Raw genomic sequence first — 16,915 nt, forward strand, 5'->3', positions numbered from 1 at the left:
ACAAAATGATAGAAATCAGGAACATTTCAAAAACATTTTATCAGAAAAAGCAATCCTTCAAAGCGCTGGATCAGGTAAGCCTCAATATAGAAAAGGGTGATATTGTAGGAATCATCGGCTTTTCCGGTGCCGGAAAAAGTACGCTAATCCGTACGGTAAATCTACTGGAAAGACCTGATGAAGGTCAGATTATCATTAATGGAAAAGACTTTACCCAATTAAGTTCAAAACAACTGGCGGAAGAACGCAAAAAAATAGGAATGATCTTCCAGCATTTCAACCTGCTTTCCTCAAGGACTGTTTTTGATAATGTAGCCCTTCCTTTGGAGCTTGACCGTCTCAGCAAGGAACAGATTCATAAAAAAGTATACGAACTGCTGAAAATTGTAGGTCTTGAAAATAAAGCCAACGATTATCCCAAAAGCCTTTCCGGAGGTCAGAAGCAGAGAGTAGCGATCGCCAGGGCATTAGCCAATGACCCTCACCTGCTTCTTTGTGACGAAGCTACCAGTGCCCTTGACCCGGTAACTACACAATCTATCCTGCAATTGTTGAGAGATATCAATCAAAGGCTGGGCATTACCATTCTTCTGATTACTCACGAAATGGAAGTCATCAAAACAGTATGCAACCATGTTGCTGTGATAGACCACGGAAAATTATTAGCTAAAGGAACTTTAAGTGAGATCATTTCCAACAGGGAAAATCCTGTGATCCGCCAATTTATAAATTCAGACATTATGATCCTGCCCCAAGAGCTTACCCGCAGAATACAAAAGGAACCCCAAGACGGACTGTTTCCTCTTGTTGAATTAGAGCTTAACGCAAACATCAGTGTTGAAGAAATCCTGTCAACATTACATCATCAATATAAAATTCCTTGTAAACTTCTAAAAGCCGAGGTAGAATATTTCGGGAATTCGAACTTTGGAAAGCTGTTGCTACAGCTCCAGGGGAAGACTGAGGAAAACCAGCAGGCTATTTATTATTTCAATCAAAATAAAATTCAAAATACAGTAAAAGGATATGCTTAGTGATACGGTAATTGCCCTTTTGGCAAAAGGGACATGGGAAACGGTTTATATGACATTTGTTTCCGGTTTTTTTGGATTTGTTTTAGGCCTTCCGGTTGGGATTCTGTTGTTTTTAACAAGAAAAGGACAACTTCTGGAAAATGTATTGTACCACAGGATTTTATCTGTTATCGTGAATATTTTCCGTGCCATTCCTTTTATCATTCTGATCGTTTGGATGATTCCTTTCACAAGAATTCTGGCTGGAACATCCATCGGGGTCAACGCGGCATTGGTTCCTCTCAGTATAGGTGCAGCCCCGTTTATTGCAAGGCTGGTAGAAAACAGCTTAATTGAAGTTCCACATGGTTTAATCGAAACAGCAAGGGCAATGGGAGCTTCCCCTTTCCAGATTATCAGGAAAGTACTTCTTCCCGAAGCTCTTCCCTCATTAATCAACAATGCAACGATTACGTTAATTACCCTGGTTGGATATTCTGCTATGGGAGGAGCTGTAGGTGCCGGTGGATTAGGCCAGGTTGGTTATCAGTATGGCTATATTGGCTATGATATTGTGATTATGAATACGGTGTTGATATTACTTGTTCTTTTGGTTTTTATCATACAATTTGCCGGAGATAAATTTTCAAAGCGGTTTGATCACAGATGACATTGATGTGGTTTGGGAATAAAGGAGTTTTCTACTAACAAATTGCCTACTATATTTTGCAATTTTGCCCTTTATCTTTCTTCCCAACTGCTTTCAGCCTTCTTTGTCTTTACAACATTAAAATAAAAAGAATGAAAAAAATAAAAATCTTAGGAATATTAGCAGCAGGAGTATTGTTATTCAGTGCCTGCTCCGGAAGAAAAGATGACCCTAACTTTATCAGGGTAGGCATCACTTACGGGCCTGAACAGGAAATTGCAGAAGTAGCCAAAAAAGTGGCTAAAGAAAAATACAATCTTGAAGTGGAACTTATTCCTTTCAATGATTATGTGGTTCCTAATGAAGCCCTGACCAATGGGGATATTGATGCAAATGCCTTTCAGCACATTCCTTATTTAACCGAGCAGTCAAAACAGCGGGGGTACAACCTTGCACCTGTAGGAAATACCTTTGTATACCCAATTGTGGCCTATTCAAAAAAGATTAAAAATATTGGAGAACTACAGGAAGGAAACACAATCGTAATTCCCAATGACCCCACTAATGGAGGACGTTCTTTACTTTTATTGCAAAAAAGCGGATTGTTGAAACTAAAAGATGGTGTCGGTTTACTACCTAAAGTTACTGATATTATTGAAAATCCGAAACAACTAAGAATCATGGAGATTGAAGGAGCACAGATCCCAAGAGTTCTGGATGACAGGGATGTTATAGTAGGAATTATCAATAACAATTTTGCAGCCCAGGCCGGTCTGGATTCTGAAAAACAAGGAATTCTCATTGAAGATAAAGATTCACCATATGTGAATGTGATCGTTGCAAGGCAAGACAACAAAAACAGCCAGAAAGTAAAAAATTTCGTTAAGGCCTATGAATCTGATGCCGTAGAAAAGAAAGCAAAAGAAATTTTCAAAGGAGGAGCGGTGAAAGGTTGGTAGTAGCGAAGTCCCTGCTACCTGTTCACTTTCTTTGCACTCACAACTTTAATATAAAAGCTGCTTCCGGATTGGAAGTAGTTTTTTTATTGGTAATTTTTATTATCTCAAATTGAGAAAATAAAAAATTTTCTTTATTTTTGTTTTCAATCAAAATAAAAAGGCATTATGTTAAAGAAAACCGCCATCGTAAGTATATTCACCTTTATTTCTGTTTCTTATATGGCTCAGAGCACTACCCTACCCGTTTATTTAGATGAATCAAAGCCTGTAGAACAGCGTGTCCAGGATGCTCTTTCCCGAATGACACTGGAGGAGAAAATAGCCATGCTTCATGCGCAGTCTAAATTTAGCTCCCCCGGCGTACCAAGATTAGGGATTCCGGAATTCTGGACTACAGACGGTCCTCATGGGGTACGACCTGAAGTCATGTGGGATGAATGGGATCAGGCCGGATGGACCAATGACTCTATTATCGCCTATCCTGCCCTGACCGCCTTATCTGCCACATGGAATAAAAAAATGTCCTGGAATTACGGAAAAGCCTTGGGCGAGGAAGCCCGCTACAGAAAAAAAGATATCCTTCTGGGACCAGGGGTTAATATTTACAGAACCCCCTTGAACGGAAGGAATTTTGAATATATGGGGGAAGATCCTTACCTCACTTCCAAAATGGTTGTTCCCTATATCAAAGGAGTGCAATCTAACGGGGTAGCAACTTCTGTAAAACATTTTGCCCTTAACAATCAGGAAATGTTCCGTCACACCAGCAACGTCAATGTGGATGACAGAACACTGTATGAAATTTATCTTCCGCCGTTTAAAGCAGCTGTTACTGAGGGAGATTCCTGGACAATTATGGGGGCTTATGATATGTACAAAGGTCAATATGCAAGCCAGAATCAATATCTTTTAAATGACATTTTAAAAAAGGAATGGAACTATAAAGGCGTTGTGGTATCCGACTGGGGTGCTGTAAACAATACAGAACAAGCCATTCACAATGGCCTTGACCTTGAGTTCGGATCATGGACCAACGGACTTTCTGCGGGAACTAAAAATGCCTACGACAACTATTATCTCGCAAAACCGTATCTTGACCTGATCAAAGCAGGAAAAGTAGGAACCAAGGAACTTGATGACAAAGTAACAAGACTGCTCCACCTTGCCTATAAAACCACAATGAATCGAAACAAGCCTTTCGGAAACATTGCTTCTGAAGAGCATAGAGCTGTTGCCAGAAAAATTGGCGAAGAAGGTATTGTTTTATTAAAAAACCAGGGAAATGTTCTTCCGATCGATATCAATAAAGCAAAAACAATAGCGGTTATCGGAGAAAATGCCATTAAAATAATGACTGTAGGCGGAGGTTCGTCTTCATTAAAGGTTAAATATGAAACCCTGCCTTTAGACGGAATCAGATCCAGGTTTGGTAAGCAGGTACAGGTACAGTATGCTAGAGGCTATGTAGGGGATATCGGAGGTGAATATAATGGTGTGAAATCCGGGCAGGATTTGAAAGACACCCGCTCTGAGGCTGAATTGCTCAATGAAGCTGTAGAATTGGCAAAAAAATCGGATTATGTCATCTTCGTGGGAGGTCTTAATAAGGCAGATTTCCAGGACAGTGAAGGAAATGACAGGAAAAGTTACGGATTACCTTACAATCAGGATCAGCTTATTTCAGCACTGGCCAAAGTCAATAAAAATCTGGCTGTAGTTTTAGTATCAGGAAATGCAGTAGCTATGCCCTGGATCAGGGAAGTTCCCACAGTTGTTCAGGCCTGGTATTTAGGTTCTGAAGCAGGCAATTCTATCGCTTCCGTTTTAGCAGGTGATACCAACCCGTCAGGAAAACTTCCTTTCACATTCCCTGTAAAACTTGAAGACAATTCAGCCCATCAACTTGGAGAATATCCCGGACAAAAGGATGAGTTGGCTGCAGGAAAAGGGAAAGATCAGAAAAACCCCATCAATATTACTTATAATGAAGGTATTTTTGTAGGCTACCGTTGGCATGACACTAAAAATATAAAGCCATTGTTCAGTTTCGGACATGGATTGAGCTATACCACATTTGAATTTGGAAAAGCAAAAGCAGATAAAACAACCATTTCCCGGAATGATACCATTACCTTTACAGTGAACGTAAAAAATACCGGCAAAAAGGCAGGCGCTGAAGTTGTCCAGCTTTATATCAGTGATTTAAAATCTTCTGTTCCCCGCCCTGTAAAAGAACTGAAAGGTTTTGAAAAAGTATATTTGAACCCCGGAGAGCAGAAAGAGGTTACTTTCACAATTGATAAAACAGCTCTAAGCTTTTTTGATGCCGGCAAACATGATTGGATAGCCGAGCCTGGTGATTTTGAAGCTCATATTGGTAATTCTTCAGATGCAATTAAAACAAAAGTGAAATTTACATTACAATAATTTTTCATAATTGAAAATTCAAAAAACAGATTCCTGAATGAGAATCTGTTTTTTATTTATTAGCCTGACATTTAAAAATCTGCGAAATCTTTTTAATTGCGTGGGGTTAAAGCTCAAAACAAAAGCAGATTCCAAACAGAACCTGCTTTATATTTTACAAAATTCTGTTTATTTTCCACCTCCGGAATTCTTTTCCACATCTGTTTTGGTATTCTCTTTCACTTTCTGGTTCCCGAAACGCTTTACAAAAGTAAGGGCAACCCCATACCAATCCCATTTTGAATATTCTCTAAAAGTTCCATCCGGGCTGTACGTTGTGGTATCACCGTAAGGCCTTTTAAAGATATTCATCAGCTGCATACTGAGCTCCATTTGTGTTTTAGGAAATATTTTAGTAACTGAAATATTATGAAAAACATTGGTATTATTGGCATATGAATTCCCATTGTTCTGATTCGCAATTTCCATCCATGCACTTATGTTAATATTCTTATTGAAAAGATTGGTATAAGATACATTTGCGGATCCGCCCCAGTAACTGATATAGTTTTTAGCTCCAAGTTGATTCTTTTCATTGAAGTCTTTATTATCGATATAATACCATCCAAATCCCACATTCACGTTCAGCTTATTTTTCAGGAAATTCTGATTGGTATTGGCAAAAAGGTAATATTTCTGAACTTTCCCATCAAAATTCCCCGGAAGAGAAACCGTTCTTCCATTCTCTGTTACATAGGTTGTCCAGTAATCCTGATTCGTGTACATATACCTTGCGGAAATAAAATATTTTTTTAAAATTCCAAATTTCAGATAAAGTCTGTCATTCGGATTGGGATTAAGGTATAAGTTTCCTCTGGAATACGTTCCGTTGATATCAGGAACAAGGAACGGATTGAATTCCGAATACCATGGTCGCCAGATACTGCGGTTATAAGTAAGACTCACATCATATTTATCCGAAAAAGTATATTTCAGCAAGAGATTAGGAAGAAAAGTTCCATATGAATCCCTCCTCTCAGTGCCTGCCACATCCTGCCTTACTTTAAAATCAATATACTCATAGCGGAGGCCGATTCTCGTTTCCAGTTTTTCGAAAAATGTTTTACTATAATTGGCATACAGAGAACTGATATTATCCTCATAATGGAACCTGTCGTTTCTCGCAAGATTATAATATTCTGAATTCTGGTCATTGATACTTAACCCATAAAGGTTATTAAGGATAGCGTGGTTATTAAAATCAGTTTTCCCTCCTACCTCAAGAGTTCCTCCCGATTTCCCCAATGGCTGGGTATAATCTATCTTCAGATAGTAGTTCCGCATTTCATTATTGCTGATTACCCCCAACTCCTGAACATTTGACAATCCTGTTTTATTAATCAGATTATCACCATTATTCCCCGAGTAATTTGTTCCGACATTGATATCCAAGATTTTATTCTTTTCTTTATCATAATATTTATAGAAAAGATTGGTCCCTAAATTCCGGCCAAAGCCCCATGTATTCTGAGTCTGATTAAAAGCATCTTTCAGGGTACCATTCATCGATTCTGACCCCTCCGACTCTCCAAATGACAAGCTTCGGTTTTGATAATATTCCAGAACAAGTCCGATATTATTTTTATCATTGATTTCAAATTCAGAAGTTGAGGAAAGGGACGGACTCTCGTTTCGGGATACTGTTTCAAGACTTAACCGGGATACCCTGTCATTTTCATACCGGCTATTAAGAATCTCATTCTTATTGACATATGCACCGTCATTATAGCTTCCTATAAAAGTCTGGGTAAAACGCTTTTTGTGATAATTCAGGTTAAAATTCGTGTATTGTGAATTTTTGGTACTTTGCCTGTTGTTGAGGGATATACTCCCTTTCAATCCTTCATCATCCCTTTTTTTAAGAACGATATTAATTACTGATCCTGAAGTTTCATAGCGCGACGACGGGCTCGTAATTACTTCGATTTTCAACAGGTTATCTGCCGGAATTGTCTTCAGGTATTCTTTTAATTCTTTACCGGTAAAGACTGATTTTCTATCATTAATATATACAGTAACGTTCTGTCCTTCCGCTTTTACAGCATCATTATTATCAATGCTTATCAAAGGGGTCATCCTAAGAACATCCCATGTTGTATTCCCTGCGAGAATAGCACTGTTTGCAACATTAAAAACCGTTCTGTCTACTTTGGATTCTACGGTAGGTTTTCTGGCAACAAGGGTAACAGCTTCAATTTCCTTCTGCTTTGTTGCAGTATCTTTCTTCTCCTGAGTTTGGGCCAAAGTCAAAAAGCCGGTTAATAATGCTATGGGAAATAATATTAGTCTCATAAAATTATAGTTTATTCTATAAGACCACTATCATAATGAATTTGTTACACCAAAATGTGAAAAAAAATAAAATAAACACTTAATTCCCAACAAGATACAAACACAGAACTCAAACATAAACACAAAACAATGCAAACTATTCATTAAAGCAATCTAATATAAATTACTTTCATAATAAAAATTCTTAAAAAAAACATTTATTATGAAATTAAAATTTATCTAAAAAATTTAAAATACTTATTACAAAATATACGAATATTTTACTGCCAGTATATAAACACTTATCAATAGATTACCAAAAGTCTTCAAAATATGCTTAAAAAGCTCCGTAATGCACAATAAACTTCAAAGACAAATCAATTGTTATACTTAGGCTTTTGCTCAACTCCTTAGATAACTTCAATAATAAGTTCCTTCTCATAACCATTGTATTTTTCATCAATATAGCCATGGGGATTACAAATCACCTCCGTTGTTCCAATACTATACCTGCATGGCGTATGAATATGCCCATGAATCCAGTATAATGGCTGATATTTTATCACCAAATCTTCAAGGCAGGATGCATACGCTGCCGTTAGCGGATCCTCCTTATATTGATCCGGAACAGATTGAATACTTGGAGCATGATGGGTAATCACTATATTTTTAAATTCTTTTGAATTTTCAAGACTTTCTTCCAGCCATAATTTTGAAAGCTGATGAATTTTAAAAGTATCCAGGGTTCTCATTTTAGAATAAGATGGATCCCTCCTGATCATTTTATAATCATTCATTTTCGATTGACATAGCATACCATATTGAACCGGATTTCCAAAAATGGAAAAATCTGTCCACAATGTAGCTCCATGAAACCGTACTTTATCAATATCTACAAAGGAATTTTCAAGCACAAAAATAGATGAACCCTGGGCAGCATCTTTAATTTTATTAAGTGTTTTTGGGTAGGAGCCTTTATAGTATTCATGATTACCCAAAATATATACTACCGGTTTATTAGAGATTTTAGATTTAATCCAATCTATCCCTTTTGTCCCAAGATTTATATCTCCAGCCAATACTACAACATCTGAGTTACCGAAATATAATTCAGTATTTCCAAATTCCTGATGAAGATCACTGATGATTTGAATTTTCATGACACAAAAGTAGAAAAGGAAAGCGAAATAGTGGAAAGTAATAAGAAAAGTATACAAAGAATTCATCCTACTTATTGACTCCTTCCGCTTTTTTTTGCGATTTTGCAGCTGCAATTACTTTTTTCTTTATAAAAAAGAACCGACACCCGTGCCGATTCTTTCCTCATATAGTTTGTGTAATTTTAAGGCCGCTTATGATGAAACAGCTATTTTTGCCTGTTCCATTTTTAAGCTTTTTAATATAAAATAGAATAATATTCCAAGTGCTACAACAGCGTAGCCGATCAAAATAACAATATTCAGGCTTCCTACCGAAAATTCCGATGGAAAAATCTGACTCATTAATGTCATGAAAGACAATCCTATTCCGGCACCCAGAAAGTAGCTTGTAGAACTCAAACTTGATGCCAATCCATAATTTGCCGGTTCAACATCCTGAATTCCCAATACAGAAAGCGCCGTAAAACAAAATGTCATCCCAATTCCTGAAATACAAGCCGCACCCAGCAAGGCGACTGCCAACGGATGCCCCACATACACAGATATCAGCAATAACAAACCTCCCGTTAACATGAAAAGCCACCCCAGAACTCCCATTTGTGAAGAGTTTAATCTCTTTGAAATATGAGGTAATATAAATTTAGCCGTCAAAGCAGACAAGATACTAAACGGAACGAGCATCAATCCTGCAGATGCAGCACTATAGCCCATATCTTTTTGCAGCATTAATGAAATCAGAAACAAAAAGCCGATAAAAAATGCCCCCAGTGTAAAAAAAGCAGCATTAGAAACCACTAAAGATCTGTGTTTAAACAGCGTCAAATCAAATAATGGCTCAGCTACGGTTTTCAATCGGTAGAAAGTCATAACCAAAAGAACCACCGCTATGATCAATGACCCCGCTATCAGAAAAGGGTGTTCTTTAATATGGATAAGCTCATGCGTTCCATAGGTAAGACTTAATAGTCCCAACACCATTAATATACCAGAGACCACATCAGTTTTCTGGGCCTTTTCATTGCTCTCGTCTACCGGCAGATAATAGTATGATAAAATTAATGTTATCAAAAGAATAGGAACATTAATCAGGAATACCCAATGCCAGCTTAAGTAGGTACTGATAATTCCTCCTACGGAAAGACCGCTCCCCGAGCCAATTGCTGCAAAAGAACTAAAAATACCGATTGCACGATTTCTTTCCTGCTCTTCTCTGAAAGTATTGGTTACAATGGATAAGGCTGCCGGCATTACAAATGCTGCCCCCAATCCCTGTAAGGCGCGAAATACAGCCAGCACTTCAAAATTCGCGGATAAACCGGCCCCTAATGATGTCAACATAAAGATAAAAGCTCCCAGAAGGAATATCTTTTTTCGTCCGATCTGGTCAGCTAACTTTCCACCGATAATCAGAAATCCTCCGAAAAATAATACATACAACGTCTGTAACCACTGAACTGTTCCGGCGTCAATATGAAACTGCTCCTGAATAGAAGGAATTGTTAAATTAATAATGGCAATATCCAAAGCCTCTACAAAAGTTCCTACCGATGCTAAAATTAATATTATATTCTTCCTTGTATCCATATATTCAAATTTCCTGCAAAATTAATATTAACAGGACGTATGTGAAAATTTTACTTTAAATTTGGAACAAAATTAAAAATGGTATTAGTCCAAAAGAACAAATACACTTAATTATCGAATTAATTCAATAAAAACAGAACAAATGGCAACAGAAAACTACCATCCGGATGAAAAAGATCTCTCTATCCTCCGTCTCCTTCAAAAAAATGCAAAAATGAGCGTCCGTGATATTTCAGCCAGAATTAATCTCAGCCCCACTCCTACCCACGAACGGATAAAACGGATGGAAAAGTCAGGCATTATTAAAGAGTACACCACTATTGTAGACCGTAAAAAGGTCAATAAAGGAATGATGGTTATCTGCATGATTGCTTTACATGTTCACAATAAAAAAACAGCCGGTCAATTTATTGAGGAAGTAGGTAAATTAAAAGAGGTTGTTGAATTCTATAATATTAGCGGAGATTTCGATTTTATGCTTAAAATCCTTTCACCTAATATGGATGAATTCCATGAGTTTTTTGTCAACAAACTTTCAGAGATTGACGGTATCGGACAGACAAAAAGTATTTTCGTTATGAACAGTATTAAAGAAAGCACTCAGATTATATAAATCATTTTCACGAAAATCATTTATCTGCAGTCTTAATTAATCATTTATACTATTGACTCATTATTTTTTTTACTATCTTAGTAGGACTTATTTGCCAATACCGGCAGATTTACTAACAACAAAAAGATGATGAGTATTAAATTTATTACTTCAGGCAATTGGGATCAGTTGCCGGCATTTTACATTACCCTTTGCATAAAATCCAATTTATGCCCATTTGTCCTGCCTCAAAAAACAAATCCTTACTAACAATATGAAATATGTAAGTGACCAGCGCAGCGTACTTTTATTATGCTGTATTGCAATTTTTCTTTGGAGCTGTAACAAAAAAACAGATATCAACGAAATCAACAATACACTGCTCAATAAAAATGAAAAACTAAGATTGGAAGGAAAAGATGCAGAACTTATAGCCCTGAATATTGAAGCGATTAAACAGTCAAAAGAAAGAGGGTATAAAAAAGGGGAAGCATTAGGCTATATCAACCTTGCCAATATGTATGCCACCATGGGCCAATACAAAACCAGCCACAATTACCTCAAATCTGCAAGCAACATCATCAATCACCTTAATGATAATTTTCTTTATGCTAAACTTTACCATGAATATGGGCAGCTCAATTACGTCACCGGTCTGGAAAATACCGCTTTAAGTTACAATGCAAAGGCTATTTATTATGGAGAAAAATTAAATGAAAGAAGCTGGTTATTAAGTAACTCATATGAACAGAGAGCTGATTTCATCTTCTCTATCAATAAAGATTCTGCATTAATCTACTACCACAAAGGATTCAGTATAGACCCGTCTGCCCTCAACTGCTCGTTGCTTGGCCATTATCATTTACTGCAGACCAGGAATATTGATTCCGCTACATTTTACAACACTAAGGCATTATCTCTTCTTAAATCTTCAGAGTTTGGTACAGTAAGACAAGGTACTGTGTATTCTTATTATGCTGACCTTCTTTCTGAGAAAAAAGAATATGAAAAAGCAGCTGAATTTTATAAAAAAGCAGCTGAAATCCTGGTCAAAACCAAAAGAATCAATAAACTTCCTTTCATTTATCAAAAAATTGCAGCTAACTATCAAAAGCTGAACAATAAAGACATGGAGGAATTTTATTCTTCAAAGGCTGAACAGATAGACAATACCCTTAAATCATCTGGCAACGAAGCAATAGACCTTTCTTTAAGCGAAATCATTAACAAGAAAAATAAAAACAATTTCAATATCATCTTCATTTCCATAGGTTTTATAACGGTTATTCTGGGAGTTTCCATTTTCCTATATATGAGAAATAAAAAACAAAAATCTGAAAGCAGGAACTTACAGAAGTCTGACACAGAAGCAGAAACAAAAGGAAGAATTTCCAAAGAAGATTTCACAGAGTTATTACAGCTGGCAAAGACCAATGACCCTGATTTTGTTAAAAGGGTTGAAGAAGTTAACCCTGATTTATTTCAAAGTATTTTAAACATCAATCCACAGCTTACAAAATCCGAATTATCTTTGTGTGCAATGATCTGGCTTGGATTTTCATCAAAGGACATTGCTGATATCACCTATATCCAGCACAGATCTGTACAAACCAAGAAAGGCAGACTTAGAAAAAAACTCAATATCCCTTCAGAAACAGACCTTTACAGTTTTTTCACCTCTCTATAACTATTATTAATATACTGACCTCTCTTATATTCCTGCCTAACAGCAGGTTTTTTATTATATCCAATATACATTGTTGTGCAGCACAATTCGTCAACAGCCAAAATAAAAAAGTTTGAAAATCCATTTCCGGTCACAACAATAAATATAAAAATATACTCCTAAACTTCAATTTCTATTTAAAAAGGAGCATTTGTTTTAGACAAAAAATAATATTATTTAATGGAATTTTACTTTTTCATTACACTACACTGGTTACAAGATCAGAATAAAATAAATTTTAAAACACTTTAAATCAAATAATTACATTGAAGGATGTAGATGTAGTATAGATATGTCGTATGTGTTTTTTTGGAAATTTTCAGCATTAAGAATATGTTTGCCGTATAAATATTGAAACAAAAAATAAAACTGAAAAAAAAAACAAAACCCTTAAAACTTTTAATTTTTTTAAATCTGCCCCTCTACACTTCAGATTAACAAAGAGTATTAACAACACAAATGAAAACAAAACACAAATGATGAAATCCAGGAGGGGCGGGATTTATTTACAAGCTAACAAATAACAATAACAAACACACAACAAAAGAGGCCTATTAACACAATTTTTACGATGAAATATATCTTAAGCCGTATATCATAACCAGAATATTTTCATTCATTCACCACTTAAGATATAAACTTACGTTATTTGTTTTATTCTGAGAGATTACATCCATCCCTGTGTAATCTCTCTTTTTTATCCCCTAAGCTTAAAATACTTTATCAGACAGGTCATGACACATATAAAAAAAACAGCTATACATAACTATAGCTGCTCAACAATATTATGGATTATTTACTGATATTTCTGTTTTATTTCCAGTAATTCCAAACCACCCCATCAAATATAGCGAGTGTTTTACTGGAAGTATCATAACACATCATACCCGGATAAGGGTTTTTAACATTAATGTGAGGCGCTGCCACCTTTGGAAGCACCATTGCTTTATCCGGTGATTCCAACACCAATACTCCATCCGCACTGGCAGACGAGGCTCCAACGATCACCCCGTTTCCTGTTTCAGCTGAATTATTAATTACAACCGCACTTGAGTTTCCTGCATCAGATAAAAGCACCCATGTGTCATTTTCGTAAACTTTTACTTTATTATCGGTCACATCAAAAATAAATGTTCCATTTACCAAAGCTCCCGCAGGAAGCCCTGATGTTGCCGGAAGAATCAATCCTTTTGTGTTTCCTGGAACATTGTTAAAATCCAAAACAGTGCTGCTTCCTTCCACAACATCTTTTCCGATAGCCACCTGAGCAAAGGAAAAATTGAAAACAACCAAGGCAACCGCTATACTTATATTTTTTATATTTTTCATCGTATACAAATTATGAGATTAATCGTTACAGCTTCTTTGAATACACTTCCATTCAGTTCCATTATACAACTTAATGCATTTATCCTGGATATCATAAAGAAGCATCCCTTCTTTTGGTTCAGCAATAGCATCTCCGGGTTGCGGTGTCTGGCTTACATGCTGCACCCTGGTAACAACGAACCCTTTTCCTTTAGCTTCCATAGCAAGAAAGCCATTGGGAATATTTTCCGGCCATACACTGCTCTTCTCCTGCACAGTAATTCCGAATTTAGTAAAGCTATCCGGTGTTCCTGAAGCGGCCGGCTTTGTACACACTCCATCTATATCATCAATGATAACAGGAGCATTACCACACGCGTTTTTGTCTTCTGATAAACCTTCAGGCCATAAAGCGGGACACATTAATTTTGTTGCATTCGGGCCACAGAAACTGGCATTACCGGGACCAAGATTTGTTACAGGTCCCATTGCAATAGCTATAATCTGACTGTCATTACTGAGAACGGATCCTGCGCCACCACCACTTACATCAGCTTTTGCAATGCAATAAGCTTTTCCGGTAGGAAGTCCTACATAATTTACAAACGGATAGGTTGTAGATTGCTGACTGAAAGTACCACAAATCTCCACCACACTATTTGTTCCCATTTCCAGTGTAGAGGTTGTTCCCGGGAATGCTCCCATAAAAGACGGATCTCCCTGGTTAACAGACCCGGTAAGCGATAAAAATGATTTCGTACCCAGCTTAACTTTTGAGCTTTGCTGAGTTCCAAATGTCCCAATGGTAATAGAACCAGTGGATCTTACACTGGCACCATCACTAATATCCAATACTCCGTTCACACCTATATTTACAGACTGCAGTTGACCAGACTGAATTATAAGAGTTGCTCCAAAAGGAATGTCAATTGTAGTTCCTACACTAAGGTTTCCATTCAGACAATATGTATTTCCGGTGACCATAACCTGCCCGGTATACGGAATACATTGAGCGCTTATAACATTGTAGAATGCAAGGATTAATAAAAAAATAAATTTCTTATTAATATTAGAAAAAATTAAGTTATTCATATTGTTTTAGACTAAATTAACAATTTATTCGTATTTTAATAATAATTACATAGCATTATTATATTTACCGAGGGCCTAATAAACAATTTATATACCAAACTGGTGTTTAATTTTTAAATATTCTTAAAATATGATAGCAATCTTTATTTTTGTGAAAAAAATAAAATTCACCAGGTTGAGATTAAAACAAACACAGTCAACACAATAATATTATAATAAAAATACATATAATTCAATCATATTGTTAAAAAAATAAACTATTATTTAAAAAAACAATATAATATTTACTTTTCAGCATTAAAATATAACTTAATAGAAAAGAGCTATTGATTAGAAATTTTGTAATAATTCATAGAAATTAAAATATTTTCAATGAATACACCTATTCTACACATATACTACACTATGATCCTCAACGGCTTTATTAAGTAAAATAAACTTCTATATATAATCTTTTATTATTGCTCATCGGTACAATAGATAATGTATATAATCCAAGACTGTAAATTAGGTTTAAAAACGTAAATTTGCAGCATGAATAACGATACTATTTGTGCACTGGCTACAGCCAATGGAATAGGTGCTTTAGGCATTATCAGGATTTCCGGCGATGATGCATTACCCATAGTACAGAAAAGTTTTCCGGCAAAAAAACTGGAAAAACAAAAATCCCACACCATTCATTACGGATATTTTATGGATGGGGATGAAGCTATCGATGAAATCATGTTATCAATTTTTCTGGCCCCTAAAAGTTTTACTACAGAAAATTCTGTGGAAATTGCTTTCCACGGCTCACCGCATATTGGAAAGCGTATTCTTGAAACCCTGATTAAAAACGGAGCCAGAATGGCTAAAGCAGGAGAGTTTACTCTTCGCGCTTTTATTAACGGAAGAATCGACCTATCCCAGGCAGAAGCAATTGCTGATGTAATAGCCTCCGAAAATGAGGCTTCCAGAAAAGTGGCCATTAATCAATTGAAAGGTGGTATTACCAATGAAATTTCGTTATTAAGAACAGACCTCCTTAATTTCGTCTCCCTCATTGAGCTTGAGCTGGATTTTGCAGAAGAAGATGTAGAATTTGCAGACAGAACTGCCTTAAACAGCTTATTGAATAAAATTGAGTTGAAGCTCAATTCTCTTATTGAAAGTTTCCAATACGGAAATGCCATTAAAAACGGAACAGCCGTTGCCATCATCGGAAAACCCAATGCAGGCAAATCCACACTTCTGAATGCTCTTCTCAAAGAAGAAAGAGCTATTGTAAGCAGTATTGCCGGAACCACCAGGGATACTATTGAGGAAGTCTTACACATCAAGGGTCATGCTTTCCGATTGATTGATACGGCCGGACTTCGTGAAACGGCAGATGAAATAGAGGCTATCGGTGTAAAAAAGGCCAAAGAAAAAGTTGAAAATGCCAATATTCTGGTTTATCTGGCAGATGCTGCTACCAGAGATTTTTCGGACGATATCGAAATGATCCGATCTTTATTGAGAGAAGACCTGAAGTTAATCATTTGTGCTACAAAGATTGATGAAGTTATCCCTACTCAATACGAAGCTATAGAAGACGTTTTCAGAGATGCCATTGCTCATGAATTTGATTTTATTAAAATTTCCGCGGTTGAGAACCAGAATATCCAGGATCTAAAAAATGAACTATCCTCTTATGTAGAACAGCTACAATCTGAAGAAAGCAATGTGGTAATTACTAACCAACGTCATTTTGAAGCCTTACAAAAATCCCTGGATGCCGTCAACAAAGTAAAAGAAGCTATTTCTTTCCAGATCTCTACAGAATTGCTGGCCTATGAATTGAGAAATGCATTAGAGCACCTCGGGACAATTTCAGGTGAAGTGACAAATAACGAAATTTTAGGAAATATCTTCTCGAAATTCTGTATCGGCAAGTAAATAGGTAAAATAGAACAAACCAAAACAAACCAATCATCTATTTATCAACTACTTACAAAATATCAGGTTTTGTATGGGTTTTCATGTATTTGGGTTGGTTTGTCGCAATTTGCCCCCTATTTGCCCTTCCAACGATTAATATTTTATTTTTTTTAATCCGGGAGAGATTATGTCG

General features: G+C 36.3%; 12 protein-coding genes. 7 read left to right on the forward strand and 5 right to left on the reverse strand.

The features are described 5' to 3' along the window. The first annotated feature begins 5 nt into the window (after positions 1-5). From OK18_RS00235 to OK18_RS00250, 4 genes are all read left to right on the forward strand, one after another. Positions 6-1,034, forward strand: coding sequence for a methionine ABC transporter ATP-binding protein (locus OK18_RS00235; protein ID WP_053326662.1), 1,029 nt, complete (start codon positions 6-8; stop codon positions 1,032-1,034). Continuing rightward, complete coding sequence (gene metI, locus OK18_RS00240) at positions 1,027-1,683, forward strand: methionine ABC transporter permease MetI (protein WP_050020239.1); 657 nt, start codon at positions 1,027-1,029, stop codon at positions 1,681-1,683. Before OK18_RS00235 ends, metI begins: the two co-directional genes overlap by 8 nt. Positions 1,684-1,814: 131 nt before the next feature. Then, entirely contained in the window at positions 1,815-2,621 is an 807-nt protein-coding gene (metQ, locus tag OK18_RS00245; protein WP_053326663.1) for a methionine ABC transporter substrate-binding lipoprotein MetQ, read from the forward strand. A gap of 165 nt (positions 2,622-2,786) precedes the next feature. Further along, positions 2,787-5,048, forward strand: a complete 2,262-nt coding sequence (locus OK18_RS00250) for a glycoside hydrolase family 3 C-terminal domain-containing protein (RefSeq protein ID WP_053326664.1) — start codon at positions 2,787-2,789, stop codon at positions 5,046-5,048. Positions 5,049-5,216: 168 nt separating this feature from the next. Here the strand turns inward: OK18_RS00250 and OK18_RS00255 are convergent, their stop codons facing one another. From OK18_RS00255 to OK18_RS00265, 3 genes are all read right to left on the reverse strand, one after another. Next, complete coding sequence (locus OK18_RS00255) at positions 5,217-7,379, reverse strand: TonB-dependent receptor domain-containing protein (RefSeq protein ID WP_053326665.1); 2,163 nt, start codon at positions 7,377-7,379, stop codon at positions 5,217-5,219. A 389-nt stretch (positions 7,380-7,768) separates the two neighbouring features. Beyond that, on the reverse strand, positions 7,769-8,518 hold the full coding sequence (locus OK18_RS00260) for a metallophosphoesterase (protein WP_050020237.1): 750 nt from the start codon (positions 8,516-8,518) through the stop codon (positions 7,769-7,771). A gap of 192 nt (positions 8,519-8,710) precedes the next feature. Then, positions 8,711-10,102: an MFS transporter gene (locus tag OK18_RS00265; protein WP_053326666.1), complete on the reverse strand. Its 1,392-nt coding sequence runs from the start codon at positions 10,100-10,102 to the stop codon at positions 8,711-8,713. 142 nt (positions 10,103-10,244) lie between these two features. On the opposite strand from OK18_RS00265, the gene OK18_RS00270 reads away from it, so the two are divergent. Together OK18_RS00270 and OK18_RS00275 are read left to right on the forward strand one after the other, a co-directional pair. Next, positions 10,245-10,715, forward strand: a complete 471-nt coding sequence (locus OK18_RS00270; protein WP_053326667.1) for an Lrp/AsnC family transcriptional regulator — start codon at positions 10,245-10,247, stop codon at positions 10,713-10,715. 253 nt (positions 10,716-10,968) lie between these two features. Then, positions 10,969-12,381: a LuxR C-terminal-related transcriptional regulator gene (locus OK18_RS00275; RefSeq protein ID WP_053326668.1), complete on the forward strand. Its 1,413-nt coding sequence runs from the start codon at positions 10,969-10,971 to the stop codon at positions 12,379-12,381. Positions 12,382-13,233: 852 nt separating this feature from the next. Here the strand turns inward: OK18_RS00275 and OK18_RS00280 are convergent. Beyond that, the gene (locus OK18_RS00280) at positions 13,234-13,749 is read right to left on the reverse strand and encodes a hypothetical protein (protein ID WP_053326669.1); all 516 of its coding nucleotides are present in this window, start codon (positions 13,747-13,749) and stop codon (positions 13,234-13,236) included. Positions 13,750-13,767: 18 nt separating this feature from the next. Then, positions 13,768-14,820, reverse strand: a complete 1,053-nt coding sequence (locus OK18_RS00285; protein WP_053326670.1) for a hypothetical protein — start codon at positions 14,818-14,820, stop codon at positions 13,768-13,770. A 534-nt stretch (positions 14,821-15,354) separates the two neighbouring features. Between OK18_RS00285 and mnmE the strand changes: the two genes are divergently transcribed. Further along, on the forward strand, positions 15,355-16,740 hold the full coding sequence (gene mnmE, locus OK18_RS00290) for a tRNA uridine-5-carboxymethylaminomethyl(34) synthesis GTPase MnmE (RefSeq protein ID WP_053326671.1): 1,386 nt from the start codon (positions 15,355-15,357) through the stop codon (positions 16,738-16,740). The last annotated feature ends 175 nt before the right edge of the window (positions 16,741-16,915 follow it).

The organism is Chryseobacterium gallinarum (genome assembly GCF_001021975.1).
GTDB classification, from domain to species: Bacteria; Bacteroidota; Bacteroidia; order Flavobacteriales; family Weeksellaceae; genus Chryseobacterium; species Chryseobacterium gallinarum.

Excerpts from the sequence above, each read along its gene's own strand:
- OK18_RS00235 (WP_053326662.1), top strand. The coding sequence starts at position 6 with ATGATAGAAATCAGGAACATTTCAAAAACATTTTATCAGAAAAAGCAA.
- metI (WP_050020239.1), top strand. The coding sequence starts at position 1,027 with ATGCTTAGTGATACGGTAATTGCCCTTTTGGCAAAAGGGACATGGGAA.
- metQ (WP_053326663.1), top strand. The coding sequence starts at position 1,815 with ATGAAAAAAATAAAAATCTTAGGAATATTAGCAGCAGGAGTATTGTTA.
- OK18_RS00250 (WP_053326664.1), top strand. The coding sequence starts at position 2,787 with ATGTTAAAGAAAACCGCCATCGTAAGTATATTCACCTTTATTTCTGTT.
- OK18_RS00255 (WP_053326665.1), bottom strand. The coding sequence starts at position 7,379 with ATGAGACTAATATTATTTCCCATAGCATTATTAACCGGCTTTTTGACT.
- OK18_RS00260 (WP_050020237.1), bottom strand. The coding sequence starts at position 8,518 with ATGAAAATTCAAATCATCAGTGATCTTCATCAGGAATTTGGAAATACT.
- OK18_RS00265 (WP_053326666.1), bottom strand. The coding sequence starts at position 10,102 with ATGGATACAAGGAAGAATATAATATTAATTTTAGCATCGGTAGGAACT.
- OK18_RS00270 (WP_053326667.1), top strand. The coding sequence starts at position 10,245 with ATGGCAACAGAAAACTACCATCCGGATGAAAAAGATCTCTCTATCCTC.
- OK18_RS00275 (WP_053326668.1), top strand. The coding sequence starts at position 10,969 with ATGAAATATGTAAGTGACCAGCGCAGCGTACTTTTATTATGCTGTATT.
- OK18_RS00280 (WP_053326669.1), bottom strand. The coding sequence starts at position 13,749 with ATGAAAAATATAAAAAATATAAGTATAGCGGTTGCCTTGGTTGTTTTC.
- OK18_RS00285 (WP_053326670.1), bottom strand. The coding sequence starts at position 14,820 with ATGAATAACTTAATTTTTTCTAATATTAATAAGAAATTTATTTTTTTA.
- mnmE (WP_053326671.1), top strand. The coding sequence starts at position 15,355 with ATGAATAACGATACTATTTGTGCACTGGCTACAGCCAATGGAATAGGT.